Genomic DNA, 25,169 nt, shown 5'->3' on the forward strand with positions numbered 1-25,169 from the left:
TTACTCAAAGTTAAGTGACGATAGCCTAGGAGATACACCTGTACCCATGCCGAACACAGAAGTTAAGCCCTAGAACGCCGGAAGTAGTTGGGGGTTGCCCCCTGTGAGATAAGGAAGTCGCTTAGCTTTAATCCGCCATAGCTCAGTTGGTAGTAGCGCATGACTGTTAATCATGATGTCGTAGGTTCGAGTCCTACTGGCGGAGTATGTAAACGTTCTAAGGAACGTTTTTTTATTTATCTTTCAGGGGTCATCTTGATCCCTTTTTTATTTAGCTCTTTATTAATATTTAATATCTTTTATAAGTTTGTTAGATTTGAATGTTTCATTTTAGGTATTTTTAATAGGTCTTATAAGTAATTCTTTAATAGATTTTGTGGTGTTGTAATCAATCTTCAGATAAGTTTTTTATTATAAAGTAGACTACCATATTCCTACAGTGATTTCTTTTCATTATAGAAATTTTAGATCTTTTTTGAAATGTAGGATTGTTGAGCTGAACTGTTAATTTTTTTATCTGTTATTTATTTAGATATTCATTATAGTACATGATAGAAGTATTCTCCCAGCTTTTTTTATTTTTTTGTTATACTCATTTTATCAATAGAAATGGAGTTAAATAAAATGATTGAACAGATTTATGAACAATATCTTGATTTTTATGATGTTATTGAAAAGGAATATAGTTATTTAGTAGATAATGATTTAGAATGGGAAGTTTTTCATCTTCGATTTTTACTCTATTATTTAGTTCGGTATAAGCTTGATATTATGCATCCTTTATTTTCTTACCACTATAGAGCTTGCTACCGTTTGTACATTGAACAGCTATTGATTTCAAATGACTGAGTTGGGGGATAATTTATAATTTTCATATTTCCGAACGATTTTATAATTTTTTATTTTCATAATATAAATTTACAATATTTTTTTAATATTAATTTTCTAATTTTCTCTAATTCCCTAATGTTTCTGGTCTTTGGTCTTGAAAAAAAAGAGAATCTTTATTATAATAAATTGTAAGATATAATTGCAGGTGAGATTCCTGCCATGTATGTGAGAAAGGAAGAGCCTAAGGGCTCAGACAAGATTATGACTTCAGTTGTTGTTGTAGGTACCCAGTGGGGTGATGAAGGTAAAGGGAAGATTACAGACTTCCTTTCAGCTAATGCAGAAGTGATTGCACGTTACCAAGGTGGTGATAATGCTGGTCACACAATTGTGATTGATGGAAAGAAATTTAAGTTGCACTTGATTCCTTCTGGAATTTTCTTCCCTGAAAAAATTTCTGTCATTGGGAATGGGATGGTTGTAAATCCTAAGTCACTTGTGAAAGAGTTGAGCTATCTTCATGATGAAGGTGTTACAACAGATAATCTACGTATTTCTGATCGTGCGCATGTTATTTTGCCGTACCACATCGAGTTAGACCGTCTGCAAGAAGAAGCTAAGGGTGAAAATAAGATAGGTACTACTATCAAGGGTATTGGGCCAGCTTATATGGATAAGGCTGCTCGCGTTGGGATTCGTATTGCGGATCTTTTGGATAAGGAGATTTTCCGTGAACGTTTAGAACGCAATCTTGCTGAGAAAAATCGCCAATTTGTAAAATTGTATGATAGCGAACCTATTTCATTTGATGATATTTTTGAAGAATATTATGAGTATGGCCAACAAATCAAGCAATATGTAACAGATACTTCTGTTATCTTGAATGATGCACTTGATAATGGCAAACGTGTTCTCTTTGAAGGTGCACAAGGGGTCATGTTAGATATTGACCAAGGTACTTATCCATTCGTTACGTCATCAAACCCTGTTGCTGGTGGTGTGACGATCGGTTCAGGTGTTGGTCCAAGCAAGATTGACAAGGTTGTAGGTGTATGTAAAGCTTATACAAGTCGTGTTGGTGATGGTCCATTCCCAACTGAATTGTTTGATGAAGTGGGAGAACGAATTCGTGAAGTAGGTCATGAGTATGGTACTACAACAGGTCGTCCACGTCGTGTAGGTTGGTTTGATTCAGTGGTTATGCGTCATAGTCGCCGTGTTTCTGGAATTACGAATCTTTCTTTGAACTCTATCGACGTTTTGAGTGGTTTGGATACAGTTAAAATCTGTGTAGCTTATGATCTTGATGGTCAACGTATTGACTACTATCCAGCTAGTCTTGAACAATTGAAACGTTGTAAACCTATTTATGAAGAATTACCAGGTTGGTCAGAAGATATCACTGGAGTACGTACTTTGGAAGATCTTCCTGAAAATGCACGTAACTATGTTCGCCGTGTTAGCGAATTGGTTGGTGTTCGTATCTCTACTTTCTCAGTAGGTCCTGGTCGTGAACAAACAAATATTTTAGAAAGTGTTTGGTCATAAGAGATTTTTTAAGATTTGTTTAAGATAGTTCAGTTATACTATAGACAGTTACAAGAAGACCTCCTAACTTGTTGTAACAAATATCCTAAACTTTTCTTTTTCATAATAATCTCCCTATAAAGTCACCACATTCGGTGGCTTTTTTTATGTAGTGAAACATGGTATAATGATAAAATTGATGATAGTCAGTGAAAATTAAAGAGTAAATTAGTTATGAATCGATAAAAATATTATTTTGAAGCTGCAGATGTTAGTATTACATTAATGCTAAGGGAATTCTGATATATTTGGAAGAGATTTTAAAAGATAATAAGCAGGAAAAGAGAGAAACTATGGATTATACAGTTGAAGAAAAAGAAGCATTTATGAGAGAGGCCTTGAAGGAGGCAGAGATTGCTTTAGAGCATGATGAAATCCCAATAGGTTGCGTAATTGTAAAGGATGGAGAAATCATTGGTAGGGGCCACAATGCACGTGAGGAGTTGCAACGTGCGGTCATGCATGCGGAAATTATGGCCATCGAGAATGCGAATCTGAGGGAAGAGAGCTGGCGTTTGTTGGACTGCACACTTTTTGTGACCATTGAGCCTTGTGTCATGTGCAGCGGGGCGATTGGGCTTGCCCGTATCCCAAAGGTAGTCTATGGGGCTAAAAATCAGAAATTTGGTGCAGCTGGAAGTCTGTATGATATCTTGACAGATGAGCGTCTTAATCATCGTGTAGAGGTTGAGACGGGCATTTTAGAGAGTGACTGTGCTGGCATTATGCAGGAATTTTTTAGAAATCGACGGAAAAAATAATTTCTCTTTTAAAATCTTTGGGAATGTGGTATAATAACTAATGGAGCAACAGTTCTGCGTGAAGCGGGTCAGGGGAGGAATCCAGCAGCCCTAAGCGATTTGAATTGTGTGCTCTTTTTTTGTGCTTTAAAGAAAATAGTTTAAGTGTGGCTAAAAAAGAATGAGTTTGTTAATAAAGGGGAAAATAAGTGACATTTGAAATATCTTTAAATTTTTTTGTATGATTTTATTGTTTGCTTTTTGATAGGACGCTTTTCTTTATTTTATATAGAAGATTTTTCGTGCTTTTTTCGAATAAATAAGATAAAATAGCCTAGAATGAAAGATTAAAAAGAGGGAAAATATGAAAATTCGTGGTTTTGAATTAGTTTCTAGTTTTACAGATGAGAGTTTGCTACCGAAGCGTGAGACAGCACATGCAGCTGGTTACGACTTAAAGGTTGCTGTGCGTACGGTCATTGCTCCAGGTGAGATTGTCCTTGTTCCGACAGGGGTCAAGGCTTATATGCAACCGACAGAAGTGCTTTATCTCTATGATCGTTCTTCAAACCCTCGTAAGAAGGGCTTGGTTTTGATTAACTCTGTGGGTGTCATCGATGGGGATTACTATGGTAATCCTGGGAACGAGGGACATATCTTTGCACAGATGAAAAACATTACTGACCAAGAAGTGATTCTTGAAGTTGGGGAACGCGTGGTTCAGGCTGTCTTTGCTCCATTTTTGATTGCGGATGGCGATGCGGCAGATGGTGTTCGGACCGGTGGATTTGGATCAACTGGGCACTAAGATGAAGATTATCTTTGTACGTCACGGGGAGCCAGATTACCGTGAGTTAGAGGAGCGTTCCTATACTGGATTCGGGATGGATTTGGCGCCCTTATCAGAGGAGGGAAGACAGCAAGCTCAGGAACTGAGCAAAAATTCTTTGCTACACTCAGCTGATCTACTAGTTTCTTCTGCAGTCACAAGAGCTTTAGAGACTGCTAGCTATGTGGCTTGTGCTACTGGACTTCCTTTGAGAGTGGAGCCATTATTGCATGAATGGCAAGTCTATGAAAGTGGCGTAGAGAATTTTGAAAAAGCTCGTACTCTGTTTCTAGGAAATAATGGGGAGTTATCTCCTAATAGTCCTATTCAATATGAGACAGCTGAGGAAATGAGGTCTCGGTTTCTAGACTCTATGCGCAAGTATCGAGACTATCAGACAGTCGTTGTTGTCACTCATCGAATGCTCATGCGCCAGTTTGTGTCAAATGAGAAGATTGATTTTTGCCAAGTGATTGAGTGTGAGATAGAGATATAGAAAGAAGCACAATTAAATGAGCTATAAGGATTTTCAAGCTTTTACCGCAGAAAATTGTCAAGGGTATAAGAAGGTGTCTGAGATTAGTATTGGAGGTTTTCTTTACTTGGCTTTTCTTCCAGTAGACTATCAAAAAATCCTTTGCATTTCTTCAGAATATATGTCCATCATCGATAGTGAAAAAAGTCAAGTCACTCTAATAGATGGGGATTACGATGAGATAGAGTTAGTAGCTATGTGTGAAGGTTACGATTCTCCTATCCCTATCGCTGGACAATATGGTGGAAGCCTTCCTTTGTATAATGGTAAAGACATCCGAGTGACAATGGATAAAGACCAATCTGAAGAATATCCGATTTTAACCATTTATTGGGAAGAGAATAAAGAAACTAGGACTCAAATTTATAAAGGTTATTTACCCTATATTTTTGGATTTAGTCCTGATGGGGAGTATTATGTCCATGTGGATGATGGTGGACTGATTGTTCTGAAAAGAAATAGTTACTGATTTGGAAAATTAATAAGAGATTTTAAAAATGAAAGGATTAGAATCATCGCAAAGAAAAAAGCGACATTTATATGTCAGAATTGTGGATATAATTCCCCTAAATATTTAGGACGTTGTCCAAACTGTGGGTCTTGGTCTTCTTTTGTTGAGGAAGTCGAGGTTGCAGAAGTCAAGAATGCGCGTGTGTCCTTAACAGGTGAGAAAACCAAGCCCATGAAACTGGCTGAAGTGACCTCCATCAATGTCAATAGAACCAAGACTGAGATGGAGGAGTTCAACCGAGTTCTTGGTGGAGGTGTAGTACCAGGAAGTCTTGTCCTTATCGGTGGGGATCCTGGGATTGGGAAATCAACTCTGCTCTTACAAGTCTCAACCCAGCTGTCTCAAGTGGGGACAGTCCTCTATGTCAGTGGGGAGGAGTCTGCTCAGCAAATCAAGCTACGAGCAGAGCGCTTGGGTGATATTGATAGTGAGTTTTATCTCTATGCTGAGACCAATATGCAGAGCGTGCGGGCAGAAGTAGAGAGAATCCAGCCAGACTTCCTCATTATCGACTCTATCCAGACCATCATGTCTCCTGAGATTTCTGGAGTTCAGGGTTCTGTTTCCCAGGTACGTGAGGTGACTGCAGAACTCATGCAGCTGGCCAAAACCAATAACATTGCCATCTTTATTGTCGGGCATGTGACCAAGGAAGGAACCTTGGCGGGACCTCGTATGTTGGAGCATATGGTGGATACGGTGCTTTACTTTGAAGGGGAACGCCACCATACCTTCCGTATCTTGAGGGCGGTCAAAAACCGTTTTGGTTCGACAAATGAAATTGGGATTTTTGAGATGCAGTCAGGTGGCTTGGTTGAGGTGCTCAATCCTAGTCAAGTTTTCCTAGAAGAACGTTTGGATGGAGCGACTGGCTCATCAATCGTTGTGACCATGGAAGGAACCCGTCCTATTCTTGCGGAGGTTCAAGCCTTGGTAACACCGACTATGTTTGGTAATGCCAAGCGGACTACAACAGGCCTTGATTTCAATCGTGCTAGTCTGATTATGGCTGTTTTGGAGAAACGTGCAGGGCTTCTCTTGCAAAATCAGGATGCCTATCTCAAATCAGCTGGTGGTGTCAAATTGGATGAGCCTGCCATTGACTTGGCTGTTGCGGTTGCCATTGCTTCGAGTTACAAGGATAAACCAACCAACCCTCAGGAATGTTTTGTGGGAGAGTTGGGCTTGACTGGAGAGATTCGGCGTGTGAATCGTATCGAGCAGCGCATCAATGAAGCAGCAAAACTTGGATTTACAAAAATCTATGTACCAAAGAATTCTTTAACTGGAATCAAACCACCTAAAGAAATTCAGGTGATCGGAGTGACCACTATTGGAGAAGTCTTGAAGAAAGTATTTTCCTAATAGTCTTACTCAGTTTTAGATTGCAAAACACTTTATAGCCAATATTTATTAAAAACAAGGAGGAATTTCTGATGAAATTTTCTATGGACAGTCATATGCAATTTCCTTTGGTAGAGTTGTCACTCAATCAAGGAGAAACCGTCTATATCCAGCGAGGTAGTATGGTCTACCACACGCCTAACGTAAGCCTCAATACCCAGCTCAATGCCAGCGGTTCTGGTTTGGGACGTTTTGTCAAAGCTGTAGGACGTTCAATGGTTTCTGGCGAAAGCACCTTCATTACTCAAGCAGTTGCAGAGTCTGACAACGGCAACCTTGCTTTAGCACCAGATACTCCCGGTCAAGTGATTGCTCTTGAACTAGGTGAAAAACAATATCGACTGAATGATGGGGCTTTTCTAGCTCTTGATGGTACAGCTTCCTATACTATGGAGAGTCAGTCTATTGGTAAAGCTCTGTTCGGAGGGCAAGGAGGTCTCTTTGTGATGACTACCCAAGGTCAGGGAACTCTCTTGGCCAATGCTTTTGGCTCTATCAAGAAAATTGAGCTACAAAACCAAGAAATAACCATTGACAATGCCCATGTGGTGGCTTGGAGTCAATCTTTGGACTATAATATCCACTTAGAAAATAGCTTCTGGCAGTCTATTGGTACAGGCGAAGGAGTGGTGAATACCTTCCGAGGAACTGGTGAGGTCTACGTACAAAGTCTCAATCTTCAGAGCTTTGCAGGATCGCTCAATAAGTATATCCAAAAAGGTTCATAAAAATAAAACTAGGACAGAAGCCCAAGCTAGAAGCTGGATGTCTCTGTCCCAGTTTTTTTATATGAAGGTTGACAACTGACAAGACAAAGAAAAGATGGTAAGATAGGATATAAATAATTTGGTGTTCAAATTATCTTAAAAGTAAGAAAGTGTGTTGTCATGTCGTATTTTGAACAGTTTATGCAAGCCAATCAGGCTTATGTTGCCCTGCATGGGCAGTTAAATCTGCCAATCAAGCCAAAAACAAGAGTAGCCATTGTGACTTGTATGGACTCACGTCTGCACGTTGCACAAGCTTTGGGGTTGGCTCTGGGAGATGCTCATATTTTGCGGAATGCGGGTGGTCGAGTGACGGAGGATATGATTCGCTCGCTTGTGATTTCCCAGCAACAAATGGGAACAAGAGAGATTGTGGTTCTTCACCATACAGACTGTGGTGCTCAGACATTTCAAAACGAAGAGTTTCAAGAACATTTAAAAACAGAATTAGGGGTTGATGTCTCGGGTCAAGATTTTCTTCCCTTTCAAGATGTTGAGGAGAGTGTTCGTGAGGATATGCAGTTACTTCGAGAATACCCATTGATTCCAGATGATGTGGTTATTTCAGGGGCTGTTTATGATGTGGATACAGGTAGTATGAGAGAGGTCTACTAACGTTTCCTTTTTGAGTTCCTATCTTCCCATGAGATAGAATGTCTAAGTTGTCACATTTCAGCTTGAATATAAGGAATATAAATGAGCACAAGGCAAGGGTATAAATGTCTACTATTGTCTTATTTTTTATTGAAAAATCAAGAAAAAAGCGCTACAATGGTAGTTGGAAAAATGTTGTGAAAAAACACAAGTGATACATAAATACTGGAGGAAATCATGTCTTTTTCTGATTTAAAGCTGTTTGCCCTTTCTTCAAATAGAGAATTGGCAGAGCGTGTGGCGCAAGAGATTGGGATAGAGTTGGGAAAATCGACTGTACGTCAATTTTCAGATGGAGAAATTCAAGTTAATATCGAAGAATCGATCCGTGGGAAACACGTCTTTATCCTACAATCAACTAGCTCACCTGTAAATGACAATCTGCTAGAAATTTTGATTATGGTAGATGCTTTGAAACGCGCCAGTGCAGAATCTGTCAACGTTGTTATGCCTTACTATGGCTATGCACGTCAGGATAGAAAGGCGAGAGCGCGTGAGCCAATCACTTCAAAACTTGTGGCAAATATGCTTGAAGTGGCTGGAGTGGATCGTTTGTTGACGATTGACTTGCATGCTGCACAGATTCAGGGATTTTTTGATATTCCTGTCGATCACTTGATGGGTGCTCCTTTAATTGCAGACTACTTTGAGCGTCGTGGCATGGTTGGTTCTGACTATGTGGTTGTCAGTCCGGACCATGGTGGGGTGACTCGTGCTCGTAAATTGGCAGAGTTTTTGAAAACTCCGATTGCCATTATTGATAAACGTCGTAGCGTGGACAAGATGAATACCAGTGAAGTGATGAACATCATTGGTAAGGTAGAAGGTAAGACTTGTATTTTGATTGACGATATGATCGATACAGCTGGAACTATTTGCCATGCGGCGGATGCTCTTGCAGAAGCTGGTGCTGTCGAAGTTTACGCAAGCTGTACGCACCCAGTTCTTTCAGGGCCTGCTATGGACAATATCCAGAAATCAGCGATTAAAAAATTAGTTGTTTTGGATACCATCTACTTACCAGAAGAACGTTTGATTGATAAGATTGAGCAAATCTCTATTGCTCACCTTCTTGCGGATGCTATCGTCCGTATCCACGAAAAACGTCCTCTATCTCCATTATTTAGTATTGAGAAAAAAATCTAACGAATTCATTGGATAAGACAAAACTCCTAACAAAGTGATAGACCTTGTTGGGAGTTTTTTGGTAGCAGAATTCTGCAAACCCTTTCAAAATATGCTATACTGATGAAAAAGGAGGATTTTTATGACTCAAGAATTTATCAATCCAAGTGATGGTGTGATTCGTCAGTATCTAGCAACTAGTAAGACTCTAGCAGTAGTGGGCTTGTCTGATCGTGAAGAAACAACTAGCAATCGAGTGACAAAGGAAATGCAGGCTCGTGGCTATAAAATCATACCAGTAAACCCCAAGGCTGCAGGTGGTGAAATCTTGGGAGAAAAGGCTTATGCCAGCCTAGCTGAGATTCCTTTTCCTGTAGATATCGTTAATGTCTATCGTCGTAGTGAGTTTCTACCAGATGTGGCACGAGATTTTCTCAAGGCTGATGCTAAGATTTTCTGGGCGCAACTAGGACTTGAAAGTCTAGAAGCGGAAGAAATCTTGTGTGCTGGAGGTTGCAATGATATCGTGATGAACCGTTGTATTAAGAGAGAACATACACGCTTAATTCTTGAACAATAAAAAGGTAGCTTGCGGGCTACCTTTTGTCTTAGAAAATACCGATGAGTGTTTGCATACCCAGGCTAGTCAGGATGATGGCAATCCAGCAGAAGGCACCAAGAAGAATGGATTTACCGCTGGACTTAATCATAGCAATGAGATTGGTTTTGAGACCGATAGCGCTCATGGCCATGATGATGAGGAATTTAGATAGTTGTTTGAGAGGTGCAAAGAAGCTACTGCTGACACCGAAGGAAGTAAGGATGGTGGTTAGCAGGGAAGCTAGGATGAAGTAGAGAATGAAAACAGGGAAGATTTTTTTAAGTTTTACTCCTTGGTTGTTGCCTCGTTGATGACTTTGCCAGTAAGAGAGGAAGAGAGTGATAGGGATAATAGCTAGGGTACGGGTCAATTTGACGATAGTAGCAGACTCAAGAGTGTTTGTGTGGTAAAGACTATCCCAGGCGCTGGCAGTGGCTGTTACAGAGGAAGTATCATTGACCGCAGTACCTGCAAAGAGGGAGAAGCCCTCATTTGATAGGTGAAGCCAGGTTCCTAGGGTTGGGAAAATAAGCGCTGCTAAGACATTGAAGAAAAAGATAACAGAGATGGATTGGGCGACTTCTTTTTCCTTGGCATGGATGACGGGAGCTGTCGCTGCAATGGCAGAACCTCCACAGATAGAGGAACCAACACCGATCAAGGTAGCTAGTTTTGTATCTAAATCAAAAAAGCGTTGGAAAAGATAAGCTACAATCAAGGCTATAGAAATGGTAGATAGAATGACAGGAAGGGAAGATTTTCCTACTGCAAAAACTTGAGAGATATTGAGTCCAAACCCAAGCAAGATAACAGCATACTGAAGCAATTTCTTGGAGCTGTAAGTCAAACCAGCATCTAGTTGTTTATAGGAAGTGAGAAATGGGTGGAGAATCATGCCAATAAAGATGGCAAAAACAGGAGCTCCTACAACAGGCAGAAAGCCTCCTAAAACCCAAGAGATGATAGAAATGATCAGACAGGCTAACAGTCCTGCCCAATTTTTTGATAGAAATGACATAAAAACCTCCGAAAATAAATACTCCTTATTATAATCTTATCTCGGAAAAAAGTAAATAGAAAGCCTTTGGAAGGCTAATTCTGGATGTAATTTTGCGGTCAGAGAGCTTTTGTAGTATAATAGACATATGTTCTTTAAGCAAGGAGGGTATCTATGGACTTAACCAAGCGATTTAATAAACAATTAGATAAGATTCAAGTTTCCTTGATTCGTCAGTTTGACCAGGCTATTTCAGAGATTCCTGGAGTCCTGCGGTTGACCTTGGGAGAACCAGATTTTACAACGCCAGATCATGTCAAGGAGGCTGCAAAGCGAGCCATCGATCAAGACCAATCCTACTATACAGGGATGAGCGGTTTGTTGACCTTACGCCAAGCAGCTAGTGATTTTGTAAAAGAAAAGTATCAGTTGGACTACAATCCTGAAAATGAAATCTTGGTTACAATTGGTGCGACAGAAGCTTTATCAGCTACTTTGACAGCCATTTTGGAGGAAGGAGACAAGGTTCTCTTGCCAGCTCCTGCCTATCCTGGCTATGAGCCAATAGTTAATCTAGTTGGTGCAGAGATTGTCGAAATTGATACAACTGAAAATGGTTTTGTTTTGACGCCTGAGATGTTGGAAAAGGCAATTTTGGAGCAGTGGGACAAGCTCAAGGCAGTTATTCTCAACTATCCAGCCAACCCTACAGGAATCACTTATAGTCGCGAGCAATTAGAAGACTTGGCAGCTGTTTTACGTAAGTATGAGATTTTCGTAGTCTGTGATGAAGTCTACTCAGAATTGACCTATACAGGGGAAAATCATGTATCGCTGGGTACTATGCTGAGAGATCAGGCCATTATCATCAATGGTCTATCCAAATCCCATGCCATGACAGGTTGGCGTTTAGGTTTTATCTTTGCACCAGCAAACTTTACAGCTCAACTCATCAAGAGTCACCAGTACTTGGTCACTGCCGCAAACACCATGGCTCAACACGCAGCGGTAGAAGCTTTGACAGCTGGTAAGAATGATGCGGAACCTATGAAGAAGGAATATATCCAACGTCGGGACTACATTATCGAGAAGATGACTGCACTTGGTTTTGAGATTATCAAACCAGATGGTGCTTTTTATATCTTTGCTAAGATTCCAGCAGGCTATAATCAAGATTCCTTTGCTTTTCTGAAGGATTTTGCCCAGAAAAAGGCTGTCGCCTTCATCCCAGGTGCTGCATTCGGTCAGTATGGAGAAGGCTATGTTCGCCTATCTTATGCAGCTAGTATGGAAACTATCAGGGAAGCTATGAAACGACTTGAGGAGTACATGAGAGAAGCATGATTCAATCGATTACGAGTCAGGGGCTAGTACTTTACAATCGAAACTTTCGAGAGGATGATAAGCTTGTTAAAATCTTTACAGAACAGGCAGGCAAGCGAATGTTTTTCATTAAACACGCTGGGCAATCCAAACTGGCTCCTGTTATTCAGCCCTTGGTGTTAGCTCGTTTTCTCTTGCGCATCAATGATGATGGACTCAGTTATATTGAGGATTATCATGAGGTGATGACCTTTCCAGGGATCAATAGTAATCTCTTTACCATGGCTTATGCGACCTATGTGGCAGCCTTGGCTGATGCGAGTTTGCAGGATAATCAGCAGGATGCTCTCTTATTTGCTTTTTTGCAGAAGACATTAGAGCTGATGGAAGAGGGTCTGGATTATCAAGTTTTGACTAATATTTTTGAAATTCAGATTTTGACACGGTTTGGGATCAGTCTTAACTTTAATGAGTGTGTTTTTTGCCATCGGGTGGGTCAGGCCTTTGATTTTTCTTTCAAATATGGCGCTTGCTTATGTCCTGAGCATTATCATGAGGATGAGAAACGTTGTCATCTGAATCCAAACATTCCCTATCTGCTCAATCAATTTCAAGCTATTAACTTTGAGACTTTAGAGACTATTTCTCTCAAGCCTGAAATCAAGCAAGACTTGCGCAAGTTTATGGACCAGATTTACGAAGAGTACGTCGGGATTCACCTAAAATCAAAGAAATTTATTGATTCCCTAGCCGATTGGGGACAATTACTAAAAGAGGAAGACAAATGAAAAAAATCGCAGTAGATGCAATGGGTGGCGATTATGCACCTCAAGCTATTGTAGAGGGAGTCAATCAAGCCCTTGCTGACTTTTCAGATATTGAGATTCAACTTTACGGAGATGAAAGCAAAATCAAGCAATATCTAACAGCTACAGAGCGCGTTAGCATTATCCATACTGATGAAAAAATCGACTCAGACGATGAGCCTACAAAAGCCATCCGTAAGAAGAAAAATGCCAGCATGATATTGGCGGCCAAGGCTGTTAAGGATGGAGAGGCAGATGCAGTTCTTTCTGCAGGCAATACAGGTGCTTTGCTTGCGGCCGGATTTTTCATCGTAGGTCGTATCAAGAATATCGATCGACCAGGGCTTATGTCAACCTTACCAACAGTTGATGGGAAAGGTTTTGATATGCTAGATCTCGGTGCCAATGCAGAAAACACAGCCCATCACCTTCATCAATATGCCATCCTAGGTTCTTTCTACGCTAAAAATGTTCGTGGAATTGCAAAACCACGAGTTGGTTTGCTTAATAACGGGACAGAGAGCAGCAAGGGAGATCCACTCCGCAAGGAAACGTATGACTTGCTAGTAGCTGATGAGAGTTTGAACTTTATCGGTAATGTGGAAGCACGTGATTTGATGGATGGCGTTGCTGATGTAGTCGTAACAGATGGTTTCACGGGAAACGCTGTGCTCAAATCCATTGAAGGTACAGCCATGGGGATCATGGGCTTGCTAAAAAATGCTATCACAGGTGGCGGTTTGCGAGCTAAATTAGGTGCTCTTCTTCTTAAGGATAGTCTTAGAGGTTTGAAAAAGCAACTCAACTATTCTGACGTTGGAGGTGCAGTCTTGTTTGGTGTCAAGGCGCCGGTTGTCAAGACTCATGGATCAAGTGATGCCAAGGCTGTGTACAGTACGATTCGTCAGATTCGTACCATGCTAGAAACAGACGTAGTTGCTCAAACTGCGCGTGAATTTTCAGGAGAATAATATATATGACAGAAAAAGAAATTTTTGACCGTATCGTGACCATCATCCAAGAACGTCAAGGAGAAGACTTTGTAGTCACAGAGGCCTTGAGCTTGAAGGATGATTTGGATGCTGATTCGGTAGATTTGATGGAATTCGTACTAACCATTGAGGATGAATTTGGAATCGAAATTAGTGATGAAGAAATCGACCACCTCCAAAGTGTGGCAGATGTATTGAAAGCCATTAAAGATAAAATCTAACATAAAGCAACATGCAAGTCATGTTGTTTTTTTATTTCTCGAAAAAAGATAAGATGTTGAAGTTTTATAGTTGATACTCAATGAAAATCAAAGAGCAAACTAGGAAGCTAGCCGCAGGCTGTACTAGAGAACGTCAAGGTGAAGCTGACGTGGTTTGGATTTGATTTTCGAAGAGTATGAGTTTACGAATAAAGAGATGAGCAGAAAAAAGGAGGATTGCTGATGTATGTGACAGGTCTTTATCCGTGGTTGATCAAGTGGTTTTTAAAATAAATTTGATTTAATTGTTTATTTTAAAATGATTTCTCGAATATATAAGTGAGAAGAAAAGGAAGGAGATTGCTTCATGTTTATGCCAATCATGTATCCATGGTTAATTAAGTGGTTTTTAAAATAAATTTGATTTAGCTGTTTATTTTAAAATGATTTCTCGAATATATAAGTGAGAAGAAAAGGAAGGAGATTGCTTCATGTTTATGCCAATCATGTATCCATGGTTAATTAAGTGGTTCTTAAAATAAATTTGATTTAGCTGTTTATTTTAAAATGATTTCTCGAATAGACAAGTGAGAAGATAAGGAAGGAGATTAGAAATGATTATTTCAGTTATTTATTCAATTTGGCTTTTAAAATGGTTTAAAGGTTAAAAATAACAAACAAAAAACTATAAAAATAAAGGAGGAAACAAATGACAAACTTTGACAAAATGGAACAGAACTTTGTAGCTCTTACAGAAGAAGAGCTAATGGAAGTGGATGGGGGGTCGGTTACCGCCGTAGTTGTAGGAGGTGTCTTACTAATTGGTGGTATTGCTTGGGGCTATTTTATGTAATAATAAGGAGAGAAAAAATGAATTTAAATAAATGGACAGAATTGACAGAAGAAGAATTGATGAATACAGAAGGTGGATCAATTACCATAGCCACGGTTGGTGCAGGATTGGCAATTTTCCTTGGTGGTCGATTAATTGGTCAAGATTTAAAACGTAAATTTGGATAGAAGTGAACTTGTATGAAAAATCTAAAAAATGTAATGGGAGCCTTTTTAATTATTTTTGGAGTGCTTTGTATATTGGGGGATTTACATGTAATCACCTTTAATGTTGAAAAATATTTCCAAACAGAGTTATTTGTTCCGATGCTTATTTTGATGATGAGTTATTTAGATTCAGGTAAAGACAAGGTTTAAAGAGAACTATTATTAGTATGTGGCAAATGCTATAGAATAATCATCTTTTAGTTGTTATCAATGAAATAAGAACTAAAAAAATGGAGAAATAAATGAATATCTCAGAAGAATGTGCGGCTATAATTATATCAGCCTCAGGAATAGTAGGACTTTTGGTTGGAGTAGCTATTGGATTAGCTAGTATTATTTAAAAAGGAGTAGATGAAAGATGAAGAAACTGGATGAAAAATTTGCTATTATGACAGAGGAAGACTTGGCTGTAACTAAGGGAGGTTTCATTGTTACTACTTCTACAGCAGTGGCTTGGGGTGTTTTAGGAGTCGTTACCTATATGTATGGGCGTCATTTGGGAAGTAGACGTTAATTTAAAAATTTGTGGCAAATCGTAAAAGAAAATCAAGTATGAATCGCAACACTGATCTCAATACATTGTTACCATAGTTCCTTTGGTGGCAATGGGTCTCAATCTCGTACTTCATGTAATTCGTACAGGTTCGTTGTTATCCTTTGATTGGAAATGGTATTTAGTTGGATTGATTGCCTCAGGCTATTTTGGGATTTTTTGCAACGATTTGTCAAAAAATAATCCAAACTATAAATGATGAATCTGAATGAAAAGATTTTGTGCGTGTGAATGGCGGAAAAACTCTGCCATTCTTGTCAGATAAATAGGAGTCTGCTATGAAAAAATTTTTATTGGGATTTGCTGAAGGTTATTTTATCGTGTCAGTCATTATCTATATTGTAACGTATTTGATTCTGAAAAAACCGATCAATACCTTGTTTTATCTATAAGCCTATCCAATTCTGCTTGGGTTGGTTTATGTAGGATATAAGTACAAAACAAAAGAAAGTAAGATTGGAAATTGATGGAACATCAGATTGGGGTTTGAGATGAAAGTCGTTCAAGTGTTACAAAAAGCTTGGCTAGAGTTTACTGTATGCTGCAGTTCGATGGTTTATATCATTGTTAGAATAGTCGCTGATGTAAACAAAATAAATCTACCTGAATGGTTTGAAAATTTTGACATACCTACAATTTCACTATTCTTGATGGCATTTATTTTACTTTATAGAAGTGAAGAAAAATATGATAAAGGATGATAAAATGAATCTGAACTTTGTGGCTCCAGTATTAGGGCAATCTTGGGGAATATTGGGGTGTTAAGCTGATGAACTGTTGTCTGATTTTAGTTAGAAAGATATTCGTATGTTTAAAAAAGAAGTGATATTATTAGGGCTGCTTCTGCTAGTACGTATTGTACTTTCTATCATGCAAGTTTTAATGGATTTTAAACTATTGCTAGGAAAGTATAGTGTAAATTTCATGGAACTTTCAGATTTATTCTCTTATCCCCTACTTTTTTTAATCATTTACATAGCGGTAAAATATCATGCTATCCAGAAAATAAGAGGTAAAGAAGATAATCAGGATGGCAATAAATAAGACTTAAAAAATTTTTCTAACATTCCTTTTCTTATTTCTGATGAATCTTTTGCTTTTTAAAGTACTTGCTGGTCTAAGCTTTAAGGTGACAATGAGTGAAAAAACTATCTTGTACCACCCTTGTTTTCATTATATGATTGACAAAAAATTGGAAAAGGTAAGAAATATTAATCATTATATTTTCTAGGTAGGACGTTTGTTCTACCTATTTTTATTTAGGAAAAAGTGCTGTTCAGGTGCAGTTATTGTTTTTTTAGAAATAATTTTCTTTTTGCTTCTTTGTTTGTATAAAATAATCTTACAAAGTTTTCTTTGGAGATTGTTAGGAAAAGGAGTAGGATATGAAATTTGGGAAACGTCATTATCGTCCGCAGGTGGATCAGATGGACTGCGGTGTAGCTTCATTGGCCATGGTCTTTGGTTATTATGGTAGTTATTATTCTCTGGCTCACTTGCGAGAGTTGGCCAAGACGACCATGGATGGGACTACGGCTTTAGGCTTAGTCAAGGTTGCTGAGGAGATTGGTTTTGAGACGCGAGCAATAAAGGCGGACATGACCTTGTTTGATTTGCCGGATGTAACTTTTCCTTTTGTGGCTCATGTGCTTAAGGAAGGGAAAATGCTCCATTATTATGTGGTGACTGGGCAGGACAAGAACAATATTCATATTGCTGATCCAGATCCTAGTGTTAAGCTGACCAAGATTTCTCGTGAGCGCTTTGCTAAGGAGTGGACAGGGATCACTATTTTTATGGCACCATCTCCGACTTATAAGCCTCATAAGGAACAAAAAAATGGCCTTCTCTCCTTTATCCCTATATTAGTGAAACAGCGAGGTTTGATTGTTAATATCGTTTTGGCGACCCTCTTGGTAACCTTGATTAACATTGTGGGTTCTTATTATCTTCAATCAATCATTGACACTTATGTACCAGATCAGATGCGTTCAACCTTGGGCATTATCTCAATAGGGCTAGTCATCGTTTATGTTCTTCAGCAAATCTTATCTTATGCTCAGGAGTATCTCTTGATTGTTTTGGGGCAACGCTTGTCCATTGATGTGATTTTGTCTTATATCAAGCATGTTTTTCATTTGCCCATGTCCTTTTTTGCGACACGACGGACAGGGGAAATCGTGTCTCGTTTCACGGATGCAAATAGTATCATTGATGCGCTGGCTTCGACTATTCTGTCAATCTTTTTGGATGTATCTATTGTCTTGATTATTTCAGTAGTTCTATTTTCGCAGAATAGCAATCTCTTTTTCATGAGTTTACTAGCTCTTCCTATCTACACAGTGATTATCTTTGCTTTTATGAAGCCCTTTGAAAAGATGAATCGGGATACCATGGAAGCCAATGCGGTTCTGTCTTCTTCTATCATTGAGGACATCAATGGCATTGAGACCATCAAGTCTTTGACCAGTGAAAGTCAACGTTACCAAAAGATTGACAAGGAATTTGTGGATTATCTAAAAAAATCTTTTACCTACAGTCGGGCAGAAAGTCAGCAAAAGGCTCTGAAAAAGATTGCCCAGCTCTTGCTCAATGTTGGCATTCTCTGGATGGGGGCTCTCCTAGTTATGGACAATAAGATGAGTTTGGGCCAGTTGATCACCTATAATACCTTGCTTGTTTATTTTACAAATCCTTTGGAGAATATCATCAATCTGCAAACCAAACTTCAGACAGCGCAGGTAGCCAATAACCGTCTGAATGAAGTTTATCTGGTTGCATCTGAGTTTGAGGAAAAGAAAACAGTCTCAGATTTGAGCTTTCTAGAAGGAGATCTGACTTTCAAGCAGGTTCACTACAAATATGGCTATGGTCGAGATGTCTTGTCGGACATCAATCTGACTATTCCACAAGGCTCTAAAGTGGCTTTTGTGGGAATTTCAGGATCAGGTAAGACGACCTTGGCTAAGATGATGGTTAATTTTTACGATCCAAGTCAGGGGGAGATTAGCCTGGGTGGCATCAATCTCAATCAGATTGATAAAAAGGCTCTGCGCCAGTATATCAACTATCTGCCTCAGCAACCCTACGTTTTTAATGGAACGATCTTGGAGAATCTTCTCCTCGGAGCTAAGGAGGGGACGACCCAGGAGGATATCTTGAGAGCAGTGGAGTTGGCAGAGATTCGGGAGGATATTGAGCGCATGCCACTGAATTACCAGACAGAATTGACTTCGGATGGAGCGGGCATTTCAGGTGGGCAACGTCAGAGGATCGCTTTGGCGCGTGCTCTCTTGACCGATGCGCCTGTCTTGATATTGGATGAGGCGACTAGCAGTCTGGATATTTTGACAGAGAAGCGAATCGTGGATAATCTCATGGCTTTAGATAAAACCTTGATTTTCATTGCTCACCGCTTGACCATTGCTGAGCGGACAGAGAAGGTTGTTGTCTTGGATCAGGGCAAGATTGTCGAAGAAGGAAATCATGCCGATTTGCTTGCACAGGGTGGCTTTTATGCCCATTTGGTGAATAGTTAGAGAGGAGAAAAGATGCAATCAGAATTTTTAGAAAGTGCGGAGTTTTATAATCGTCGTTATCATAATTTTTCTAGTTATGTGATTTTTCCGAGTTTTATCTTGTTTTTGTTTCTGCTAGTCTTTTCAATCTTTGCACAAAAGGAGATAAGCTTGACAGCTGGGGCTACTGTCGAACCTAGTCGCATCCTTGCCAATATCCAGTCAACTAGCAACAATCGCATTATTGCCAATCATTTGGAAGAAAATAAGTTGGTCAAGAAGGGAGAACTTCTCGTTCAATACCAAGAGGGAGCAGAAGCAGTGCAGGCTGAGAATTATGCTAGTCAGTTGGAAATGCTCAAGGATCAGAAGGTTCAAATGGAGTATTTAAAAGCAAGCCTTCAAGCAGGAAGTGATCAATTTCCAGAAGCAGACAAATTTGGCTATCAGCATAGTTTTTTAGATTATCTAAATCAAGCTGCTAGTCTGCGGAGTCAGGTTGAGCAACAAAATGCTAGTATATCATCTCAAAATGCAGCAGCCAGTGGTAGTCAGGCAGAATTAGGCAATATCATTGGCGAAACCCAGTCCAAAATTAAAGAATATCAGCAAGCCAAGTCTGCCATTCAGGGTGATGGACACTTAGAGAGTGATCATCCAGCTTATGCTATTTATCAGTCTTATCAGTCAACAAAAGAGCAGGGATCGGAATCCAAACAGCAGGCCCTATCTCAAATAGATGCTCAAATCACTCAGTTGGAGTCAACTCTTGCAGGTTATCGAGTACAGTATGCAGGTTCAGGAGCCCAGCAAGCTTATGCATCTGGATTAGGAAGTCAGTTGGAGTCATTAAAATCTCAGCAACTAGCCAAGGTAGGTCAGGAATTAACGCTCTTGGATCAGAAAATTCTTGAAGCGGAGTCGGGTAAAAAGATTCAAGGGAATCTTTTAGAGAAGGGGAAAATTACAGCAACAGAAGATGGTGTTCTACATTTGAATCCTGAGCATAGTCGATCTACCATCATTCCAGAAGGAACGATCCTCGCTCATCTTTTTCCGCAGTTGGCTAAAGAGAGGAAGGCAAAACTAACAGCTTATATCAGTTCTAAGGAAGTTGCTGGTCTCAAGCATGGAAATGAGGTACGATTTACAACGGTAACGGATGCCAATAAGCAGCTAGTGTTGACATCCAAGATTACCAATATCGATACCAGTGCGACTCAGACAGAAAAGGGTAATTTCTTTAAATTAGAGGCAGAGACGGATTTGAATGCTGAACAAGCAGAAAAACTTCGTTATGGACTTGAAGGTCGTTTGACTATGATTACAGGTAGGAAGAGTTTTTTACGCTACTATCTTGACCGCTTTTTGAAACGAGAATAAGGTTCGCATTCTAATTCAAATCAATCTTAGAAAATCGCAAATGAAAATTCGTTTGCGATTTTTCTGTACTTTTTCAGATATGATATCAAATATAGTTCGTGAAATATTTGATTTTTAGTATCTGTTGTGTTAGAATGATGTAAAGTAATACGAAAGGCGAACAAAAAATGTCCAGTAAACTTATTTATACGGGAAAAGCTAAAGATATCTATACTACAGAAGACGAAAATGTGATTAGGTCGGTCTACAAGGACCAGGCCACTATGCTGAATGGAGCTCGCAAAGAGACCATAGAAGGTAAAGGTGTGCTAAATAATCAGATTTCGTCTCTTATTTTTGAAAAATTGAATGCTGCGGGTGTAGCTACTCACTTTATCGAACGTATCTCTGATACAGAACAACTCAACAAGAAAGTGAAAATCATTCCTTTGGAGGTTGTTCTTCGTAACGTGACTGCAGGTTCTTTCTCAAAACGTTTTGGCGTGGAAGAAGGTTTGGACTTGAAAACTCCTATCGTTGAATTTTACTACAAGAACGATGATTTGGATGATCCATTCATCAATGATGAGCACGTCAAGTTCCTAGATATTGCTAACGATGAGCAAATTGCTTATATCAAGGAAGAAACGCGTCGTATCAATGAATTGTTGAAAGATTGGTTTGCACAAATTGGTCTTCGCTTGATTGACTTCAAATTGGAATTTGGCTTTGATAAGGATGGCAAGATCATCTTGGCAGATGAATTCTCACCAGACAATTGCCGCCTTTGGGATGCTGAAGGGCACCACATGGACAAGGATGTTTTCCGTAGGGACTTGGGCAGTTTGACAGATGTGTACAAGGTTGTGTTAGAGAAATTGCAGGGCTTGAAGTAACCTGTTTGAAACGGAAAAACTTCGTCTTCAATAACTTATTTGAATAGAAATAAAGGAACTAAAATGGATAAACGTATTTTCGTTGAGAAAAAAGCTGATTTTCGTGTCAAATCTGACTCTTTAGTAAAAGAATTACAGCATAATCTTCAGCTGAAAACCTTGAAGGATCTTCGGATTGTTCAGGTTTACGATGTCTTTAATTTGGCAGAGGACTTGTTTGCGCGTGCGGAAAAACATATTTTTTCTGAGCAGGTGACCGATACTGTTTTGGATGAAGCGTCTGTGCAAGCAGACCTTGCTAACTATGCTTTCTTTGCTATCGAAAGTTTGCCTGGTCAATTTGACCAACGTGCAGCATCTTCACAGGAAGCTTTGCTTTTGCTTGGTAGCTCAAGTGATGTAACGGTGAATACAGCGCAACTTTACTTGGTTAACAAGGATATTGATGCGAATGAATTGGAAGCTGTCAAAAACTACCTCTTGAACCCAGTAGATTCTCGTTTTAAAGATATCACTCTTGGCATTGCGAAACAGGATTTCTCTGAGTCTGATAAGACCATTCCAAGTTTGGCTTTCTTTGAAACTTATACGGCAGAAGATTTTGCTAAGTATAAGGCAGAGCAAGGATTGGCCATGGAAGTGGATGACCTTCTCTTCATTCAAGATTACTTCAAGTCAATTGGACGTGTGCCAACTGAGACTGAGCTTAAGGTTTTGGATACTTATTGGTCTGACCACTGCCGTCACACAACTTTTGAGACGGAGTTGAAGAATATCGACTTCTCAGCTTCTAAATTCCAAAAACAATTGCAAGCGACTTATGACAAGTATATTGCCATGCGTGATGAGTTGGGACGTACCGAAAAGCCTCAAACCTTGATGGATATGGCGACTATTTTTGGTCGTTATGAGCGTGCCAATGGCCGCTTGGATGACATGGAAGTGTCTGATGAAATCAATGCCTGCTCTGTTGAAATTGAAGTGGATGTCAATGGTGTCAAAGAGCCATGGCTTCTCATGTTCAAGAACGAAACCCACAACCACCCAACGGAGATCGAACCATTTGGTGGGGCTGCTACTTGTATCGGTGGGGCCATTCGTGACCCATTGTCAGGTCGTTCATATGTTTACCAAGCCATGCGTATCTCGGGTGCTGGCGATATTACAGCTCCGATTTCAGAAACTCGCGCTGGGAAATTGCCACAACAAGTGATTTCTAAAACAGCGGCTCACGGTTATTCTTCATATGGTAACCAAATTGGTCTTGCAACAACTTATGTTCGTGAATACTTCCACCCAGGTTTTGTTGCTAAGCGTATGGAGCTAGGTGCTGTTGTCGGTGCGGCTCCTAAGGAAAATGTTGTCCGTGAAAAACCTGAAGCAGGTGATGTGATTATCTTGCTCGGTGGTAAGACTGGACGTGATGGTGTCGGTGGTGCGACAGGTTCTTCTAAAGTTCAAACGGTTGAATCTGTTGAAACAGCTGGTGCTGAGGTTCAAAAAGGGAATGCCATCGAAGAGCGTAAGATTCAACGTCTTTTCCGTAATGGGGAAGTAACACGTCTGATCAAGAAATCAAATGACTTTGGTGCTGGTGGTGTCTGTGTGGCTATCGGTGAATTGGCAGATGGTCTTGAAATTGATCTAGACAAAGTGCCATTGAAATATCAAGGCTTGAACGGTACAGAAATTGCCATTTCTGAATCTCAGGAACGTATGGCTGTAGTGGTTCGTCCAGATGATGTAGATGCCTTCATTGCAGCATGTAATAAAGAAAATATTGACGCGGTTGTCGTTGCGACAGTGACTGAAAAACCAAATCTTGTTATGCACTGGAATGGCGAAACCATCGTTGATTTGGAACGTCGTTTCCTCGATACAAACGGTGTACGTGTAGTTGTGGATGCTAAGGTAGTTGACAAGGATGTCAAGCTTTCAGAAGAACGTCAAACATCTGCCGAAACCCTTGAAGCAGATACGCTGGAAGTCTTGGCTGACCTCAACCATGCTAGTCAAAAAGGGTTACAAACCATCTTTGATAGCTCAGTTGGTCGTTCAACTGTTAATCACCCACTTGGTGGTCGTTACCAAATCACACCAACTGAAGCTTCCGTACAGAAATTGCCAGTTCAACATGGTGTGACAACAACTGCTTCTGTTATGGCGCAAGGGTTCAACCCTTATCTAGCAGAATGGTCTCCATATCATGGTGCTGCATATGCAGTCATCGAAGCAACAGCTCGTTTGGTTGCTGTTGGTGCAAACTGGTCTAAGGCTCGTTTCTCTTATCAAGAATACTTCGAACGTATGGATAAACAAGCAGAGCGTTTTGGTCAGCCAGTAGCAGCTCTCCTAGGTTCTATCGAAGCTCAGATTCAGCTTGGCTTGCCATCTATCGGTGGGAAGGACTCTATGTCTGGTACCTTTGAAGAATTGACAGTACCACCAACCTTGGTTGCTTTTGGGGTTACAACTGCAGATAGTAGTAAGGTCCTTTCTCCAGAATTTAAAGCTGCTGGTGAAAATATCTATTACATCCCAGGTCAAGCTTTGGCACAAGAAATTGACTTCGATCTGATCAAGTCTAACTTTGCTCAATTTGAAGCCATCCAAGCTGATCACAAAGTAACAGCAGCATCAGCTGTCAAATATGGTGGTGTCCTTGAAGCCCTTGCCCTTGCAACATTTGGTAACCATATTGGTGCCACTGTAACCCTTGAAAATCTTGAGACTGCCTTGACAGCCCAATTGGGTGGATTCGTCTTCACATCTCCTGAAGAAATTGCAGGTGTTGCCAAGATTGGACGAACAGTAGCTAACTTTACACTTTCTGTCAATGATGTAACGCTTGATGGACACAAACTTGACAGTGCCTTCCAAGGTAAATTGGAAGAAGTTTACCCAACGGAATTTGCACAAGCAACTGAGTTGGAAGAAGTACCTGCTGTGGCATCAGATGCTGTGATCAAAGCTAAAGAAACAGTTGAGACACCAGTGGTTTACATCCCAGTATTCCCAGGTACGAACTCTGAGTACGATTCAGTTAAGGCTTTTGAAAAAGAAGGTGCAAAAGTCAACTTGGTACCATTTGTAACACTGAACGAAGAGGCTATTGTCAAGTCTGTTGACACCATGGTTGACAATATCGAAAAAGCAAATATTATCTTCTTTGCAGGTGGTTTCTCAGCAGCGGATGAACCAGATGGATCAGCTAAATTTATCGTTAACATCTTGCTTAATGAAAAAGTACGTGCAGCCATTGATAGCTTCATCCAACGCGGTGGTTTGATCATTGGTATCTGTAACGGATTCCAAGCCCTTGTCAAATCAGGTCTTCTTCCATATGGTAACTTTGAAGATGCAAGTAGCACGAGTCCAACCCTCTTCTACAATGATGCTAACCAACACGTGGCTAAGATGGTTGAGACACGGATTGCCAATACTAACTCACCATGGCTTGCTGGAGTAAAAGTTGGTGACATCCATGCCATCCCAGTATCACACGGTGAAGGTAAGTTTGTTGTGACTGCTGAGGAATTTGCAGAACTTCGTGACAATGGTCAAATCTTTACCCAATACGTTGACTTCGAAGGCCAACCAAGCATGGATTCAAAATATAATCCTAACGGATCTGTGAATGCAATCGAAGGTATCACAAGCAAGAACGGTCAAATTATTGGTAAGATGGGTCACTCAGAACGTTTTGAAGACGGTCTCTTCCAAAATATTCCAGGAAATAAAGACCAACATCTCTTTGCATCAGCGGTTAAATACTTTACTGGAAAATAAGATTTACAGTTTTTCTAATAGATAAGCATCAGTGAATGTAAAACCAAGTAGATGTAACTTGCGATAATTGCAAATGATTTGTTATTGCGA

The 25,169-nt window shown here is 39.9% G+C and carries 26 protein-coding genes, 1 tRNA gene, 1 rRNA gene, 1 other RNA gene and 1 pseudogene; 29 read left to right on the forward strand and 1 reads right to left on the reverse strand.

The annotated features are described in order from the left end of the window. Positions 1-10: 10 nt before the first annotated feature. The 14 genes from rrf to QM406_RS00070 all read left to right on the forward strand — a co-directional run bounded on the left by rrf (position 11) and on the right by QM406_RS00070 (position 9,563). A 5S ribosomal RNA gene (gene rrf, locus QM406_RS00005) occupies positions 11-126 on the forward strand. Positions 127-131: 5 nt separating this feature from the next. Next, positions 132-205 (forward strand) — tRNA-Asn (locus QM406_RS00010). A 419-nt stretch (positions 206-624) separates the two neighbouring features. Beyond that, entirely contained in the window at positions 625-849 is a 225-nt protein-coding gene (comW, locus tag QM406_RS00015; RefSeq protein ID WP_414261316.1) for a sigma(X)-activator ComW, read from the forward strand. A gap of 243 nt (positions 850-1,092) precedes the next feature. Beyond that, positions 1,093-2,379: an adenylosuccinate synthase gene (locus QM406_RS00020; protein WP_025171244.1), complete on the forward strand. Its 1,287-nt coding sequence runs from the start codon at positions 1,093-1,095 to the stop codon at positions 2,377-2,379. A gap of 332 nt (positions 2,380-2,711) precedes the next feature. Then, entirely contained in the window at positions 2,712-3,179 is a 468-nt protein-coding gene (tadA, locus tag QM406_RS00025) for a tRNA adenosine(34) deaminase TadA (protein WP_414273052.1), read from the forward strand. 32 nt (positions 3,180-3,211) lie between these two features. After that, positions 3,212-3,309: signal recognition particle sRNA small type (gene ffs, locus QM406_RS00030), an RNA gene on the forward strand. Positions 3,310-3,522: 213 nt separating this feature from the next. Beyond that, positions 3,523-3,966, forward strand: coding sequence for a dUTP diphosphatase (locus QM406_RS00035; RefSeq protein WP_000701995.1), 444 nt, complete (start codon positions 3,523-3,525; stop codon positions 3,964-3,966). Beyond that, positions 3,926-4,483 (forward strand): histidine phosphatase family protein, encoded by a 558-nt coding sequence (locus QM406_RS00040; RefSeq protein ID WP_248034528.1) that lies wholly within the window; start codon positions 3,926-3,928, stop codon positions 4,481-4,483. Before QM406_RS00035 ends, QM406_RS00040 begins: the two co-directional genes overlap by 41 nt. A 16-nt stretch (positions 4,484-4,499) precedes the next feature. Further along, positions 4,500-4,991 (forward strand): hypothetical protein, encoded by a 492-nt coding sequence (locus QM406_RS00045; protein WP_248034527.1) that lies wholly within the window; start codon positions 4,500-4,502, stop codon positions 4,989-4,991. A gap of 36 nt (positions 4,992-5,027) precedes the next feature. After that, on the forward strand, positions 5,028-6,398 hold the full coding sequence (gene radA / locus QM406_RS00050) for a DNA repair protein RadA (RefSeq protein ID WP_414273136.1): 1,371 nt from the start codon (positions 5,028-5,030) through the stop codon (positions 6,396-6,398). A 71-nt stretch (positions 6,399-6,469) separates the two neighbouring features. After that, positions 6,470-7,165: a TIGR00266 family protein gene (locus QM406_RS00055; RefSeq protein WP_000672726.1), complete on the forward strand. Its 696-nt coding sequence runs from the start codon at positions 6,470-6,472 to the stop codon at positions 7,163-7,165. A 159-nt stretch (positions 7,166-7,324) separates the two neighbouring features. Further along, on the forward strand, positions 7,325-7,819 hold the full coding sequence (locus tag QM406_RS00060; RefSeq protein WP_414273053.1) for a beta-class carbonic anhydrase: 495 nt from the start codon (positions 7,325-7,327) through the stop codon (positions 7,817-7,819). A gap of 216 nt (positions 7,820-8,035) precedes the next feature. Further along, on the forward strand, positions 8,036-9,004 hold the full coding sequence (locus QM406_RS00065) for a ribose-phosphate diphosphokinase (RefSeq protein WP_075231173.1): 969 nt from the start codon (positions 8,036-8,038) through the stop codon (positions 9,002-9,004). Between the two features lie 121 nt (positions 9,005-9,125). Continuing rightward, the gene (locus QM406_RS00070; RefSeq protein WP_414273054.1) at positions 9,126-9,563 is read left to right on the forward strand and encodes a CoA-binding protein; all 438 of its coding nucleotides are present in this window, start codon (positions 9,126-9,128) and stop codon (positions 9,561-9,563) included. A gap of 28 nt (positions 9,564-9,591) precedes the next feature. On the opposite strand, the gene QM406_RS00075 is transcribed toward QM406_RS00070, so the two are convergent. Continuing rightward, positions 9,592-10,602, reverse strand: coding sequence for a YeiH family protein (locus QM406_RS00075; protein ID WP_371607959.1), 1,011 nt, complete (start codon positions 10,600-10,602; stop codon positions 9,592-9,594). A gap of 153 nt (positions 10,603-10,755) precedes the next feature. On the opposite strand from QM406_RS00075, the gene QM406_RS00080 reads away from it, so the two are divergent. The 15 genes and pseudogenes from QM406_RS00080 (at position 10,756) to QM406_RS00150 (ending at position 25,079) form a co-directional block, all read left to right on the forward strand. Further along, the gene (locus tag QM406_RS00080) at positions 10,756-11,925 is read left to right on the forward strand and encodes a pyridoxal phosphate-dependent aminotransferase (RefSeq protein WP_414273055.1); all 1,170 of its coding nucleotides are present in this window, start codon (positions 10,756-10,758) and stop codon (positions 11,923-11,925) included. Continuing rightward, entirely contained in the window at positions 11,922-12,692 is a 771-nt protein-coding gene (gene recO, locus QM406_RS00085) for a DNA repair protein RecO (RefSeq protein WP_414273056.1), read from the forward strand. Before QM406_RS00080 ends, recO begins: the two co-directional genes overlap by 4 nt. Then, a complete protein-coding gene (gene plsX, locus QM406_RS00090; protein ID WP_414273057.1) occupies positions 12,689-13,681 on the forward strand; it encodes a phosphate acyltransferase PlsX in 993 nt (330 codons plus the stop codon). Before recO ends, plsX begins: the two co-directional genes overlap by 4 nt. A gap of 5 nt (positions 13,682-13,686) precedes the next feature. Beyond that, complete coding sequence (locus QM406_RS00095; protein ID WP_414273058.1) at positions 13,687-13,923, forward strand: acyl carrier protein; 237 nt, start codon at positions 13,687-13,689, stop codon at positions 13,921-13,923. 688 nt (positions 13,924-14,611) lie between these two features. Continuing rightward, complete coding sequence (locus QM406_RS00100) at positions 14,612-14,755, forward strand: class IIb bacteriocin, lactobin A/cerein 7B family (protein ID WP_075229712.1); 144 nt, start codon at positions 14,612-14,614, stop codon at positions 14,753-14,755. A 17-nt stretch (positions 14,756-14,772) separates the two neighbouring features. Then, positions 14,773-14,922 carry a class IIb bacteriocin, lactobin A/cerein 7B family gene (locus QM406_RS00105; RefSeq protein ID WP_311522410.1) on the forward strand — a complete coding sequence of 50 codons (150 nt, stop codon included), beginning with the start codon at positions 14,773-14,775 and terminating at the stop codon, positions 14,920-14,922. A 12-nt stretch (positions 14,923-14,934) separates the two neighbouring features. After that, positions 14,935-15,111, forward strand: a complete 177-nt coding sequence (locus QM406_RS00110) for a hypothetical protein (protein WP_000793176.1) — start codon at positions 14,935-14,937, stop codon at positions 15,109-15,111. A 208-nt stretch (positions 15,112-15,319) separates the two neighbouring features. Continuing rightward, on the forward strand, positions 15,320-15,475 hold the full coding sequence (locus QM406_RS00115; RefSeq protein ID WP_162837517.1) for a hypothetical protein: 156 nt from the start codon (positions 15,320-15,322) through the stop codon (positions 15,473-15,475). A gap of 317 nt (positions 15,476-15,792) precedes the next feature. Continuing rightward, positions 15,793-15,981: pseudogene (locus QM406_RS00120) on the forward strand (hypothetical protein). A gap of 24 nt (positions 15,982-16,005) precedes the next feature. Beyond that, positions 16,006-16,215 carry a bacteriocin immunity protein gene (locus tag QM406_RS00125; protein ID WP_315640242.1) on the forward strand — a complete coding sequence of 70 codons (210 nt, stop codon included), beginning with the start codon at positions 16,006-16,008 and terminating at the stop codon, positions 16,213-16,215. Between the two features lie 106 nt (positions 16,216-16,321). Beyond that, the gene (locus QM406_RS00130; protein WP_315640244.1) at positions 16,322-16,558 is read left to right on the forward strand and encodes a hypothetical protein; all 237 of its coding nucleotides are present in this window, start codon (positions 16,322-16,324) and stop codon (positions 16,556-16,558) included. Positions 16,559-16,899: 341 nt separating this feature from the next. Next, the gene (comA, locus tag QM406_RS00135) at positions 16,900-19,053 is read left to right on the forward strand and encodes a peptide cleavage/export ABC transporter ComA (RefSeq protein ID WP_371607958.1); all 2,154 of its coding nucleotides are present in this window, start codon (positions 16,900-16,902) and stop codon (positions 19,051-19,053) included. Positions 19,054-19,065: 12 nt separating this feature from the next. Then, positions 19,066-20,415 carry a bacteriocin secretion accessory protein gene (locus QM406_RS00140; protein ID WP_414273059.1) on the forward strand — a complete coding sequence of 450 codons (1,350 nt, stop codon included), beginning with the start codon at positions 19,066-19,068 and terminating at the stop codon, positions 20,413-20,415. Between the two features lie 167 nt (positions 20,416-20,582). After that, positions 20,583-21,290, forward strand: a complete 708-nt coding sequence (purC, locus tag QM406_RS00145) for a phosphoribosylaminoimidazolesuccinocarboxamide synthase (RefSeq protein ID WP_414273060.1) — start codon at positions 20,583-20,585, stop codon at positions 21,288-21,290. A gap of 63 nt (positions 21,291-21,353) precedes the next feature. Further along, positions 21,354-25,079, forward strand: coding sequence for a phosphoribosylformylglycinamidine synthase (locus QM406_RS00150; protein WP_414273061.1), 3,726 nt, complete (start codon positions 21,354-21,356; stop codon positions 25,077-25,079). The last annotated feature ends 90 nt before the right edge of the window (positions 25,080-25,169 follow it).

Source organism: Streptococcus infantis (genome assembly GCF_047465035.1).
In the GTDB taxonomy this organism is placed as follows: Bacteria; Bacillota; Bacilli; order Lactobacillales; family Streptococcaceae; genus Streptococcus; species Streptococcus infantis_T.

Excerpts from the sequence above, each read along its gene's own strand:
- comW (WP_414261316.1), top strand. The coding sequence starts at position 625 with ATGATTGAACAGATTTATGAACAATATCTTGATTTTTATGATGTTATT.
- QM406_RS00020 (WP_025171244.1), top strand. The coding sequence starts at position 1,093 with ATGACTTCAGTTGTTGTTGTAGGTACCCAGTGGGGTGATGAAGGTAAA.
- tadA (WP_414273052.1), top strand. The coding sequence starts at position 2,712 with ATGGATTATACAGTTGAAGAAAAAGAAGCATTTATGAGAGAGGCCTTG.
- QM406_RS00035 (WP_000701995.1), top strand. The coding sequence starts at position 3,523 with ATGAAAATTCGTGGTTTTGAATTAGTTTCTAGTTTTACAGATGAGAGT.
- QM406_RS00040 (WP_248034528.1), top strand. The coding sequence starts at position 3,926 with ATGGTGTTCGGACCGGTGGATTTGGATCAACTGGGCACTAAGATGAAG.
- QM406_RS00045 (WP_248034527.1), top strand. The coding sequence starts at position 4,500 with ATGAGCTATAAGGATTTTCAAGCTTTTACCGCAGAAAATTGTCAAGGG.
- QM406_RS00055 (WP_000672726.1), top strand. The coding sequence starts at position 6,470 with ATGAAATTTTCTATGGACAGTCATATGCAATTTCCTTTGGTAGAGTTG.
- QM406_RS00060 (WP_414273053.1), top strand. The coding sequence starts at position 7,325 with ATGTCGTATTTTGAACAGTTTATGCAAGCCAATCAGGCTTATGTTGCC.
- QM406_RS00065 (WP_075231173.1), top strand. The coding sequence starts at position 8,036 with ATGTCTTTTTCTGATTTAAAGCTGTTTGCCCTTTCTTCAAATAGAGAA.
- QM406_RS00070 (WP_414273054.1), top strand. The coding sequence starts at position 9,126 with ATGACTCAAGAATTTATCAATCCAAGTGATGGTGTGATTCGTCAGTAT.
- QM406_RS00075 (WP_371607959.1), bottom strand. The coding sequence starts at position 10,602 with ATGTCATTTCTATCAAAAAATTGGGCAGGACTGTTAGCCTGTCTGATC.
- QM406_RS00080 (WP_414273055.1), top strand. The coding sequence starts at position 10,756 with ATGGACTTAACCAAGCGATTTAATAAACAATTAGATAAGATTCAAGTT.
- recO (WP_414273056.1), top strand. The coding sequence starts at position 11,922 with ATGATTCAATCGATTACGAGTCAGGGGCTAGTACTTTACAATCGAAAC.
- plsX (WP_414273057.1), top strand. The coding sequence starts at position 12,689 with ATGAAAAAAATCGCAGTAGATGCAATGGGTGGCGATTATGCACCTCAA.
- QM406_RS00095 (WP_414273058.1), top strand. The coding sequence starts at position 13,687 with ATGACAGAAAAAGAAATTTTTGACCGTATCGTGACCATCATCCAAGAA.
- QM406_RS00100 (WP_075229712.1), top strand. The coding sequence starts at position 14,612 with ATGACAAACTTTGACAAAATGGAACAGAACTTTGTAGCTCTTACAGAA.
- QM406_RS00105 (WP_311522410.1), top strand. The coding sequence starts at position 14,773 with ATGAATTTAAATAAATGGACAGAATTGACAGAAGAAGAATTGATGAAT.
- QM406_RS00110 (WP_000793176.1), top strand. The coding sequence starts at position 14,935 with ATGAAAAATCTAAAAAATGTAATGGGAGCCTTTTTAATTATTTTTGGA.
- QM406_RS00115 (WP_162837517.1), top strand. The coding sequence starts at position 15,320 with ATGAAGAAACTGGATGAAAAATTTGCTATTATGACAGAGGAAGACTTG.
- QM406_RS00125 (WP_315640242.1), top strand. The coding sequence starts at position 16,006 with ATGAAAGTCGTTCAAGTGTTACAAAAAGCTTGGCTAGAGTTTACTGTA.
- QM406_RS00130 (WP_315640244.1), top strand. The coding sequence starts at position 16,322 with ATGTTTAAAAAAGAAGTGATATTATTAGGGCTGCTTCTGCTAGTACGT.
- comA (WP_371607958.1), top strand. The coding sequence starts at position 16,900 with ATGAAATTTGGGAAACGTCATTATCGTCCGCAGGTGGATCAGATGGAC.
- QM406_RS00140 (WP_414273059.1), top strand. The coding sequence starts at position 19,066 with ATGCAATCAGAATTTTTAGAAAGTGCGGAGTTTTATAATCGTCGTTAT.
- purC (WP_414273060.1), top strand. The coding sequence starts at position 20,583 with ATGTCCAGTAAACTTATTTATACGGGAAAAGCTAAAGATATCTATACT.
- QM406_RS00150 (WP_414273061.1), top strand. The coding sequence starts at position 21,354 with ATGGATAAACGTATTTTCGTTGAGAAAAAAGCTGATTTTCGTGTCAAA.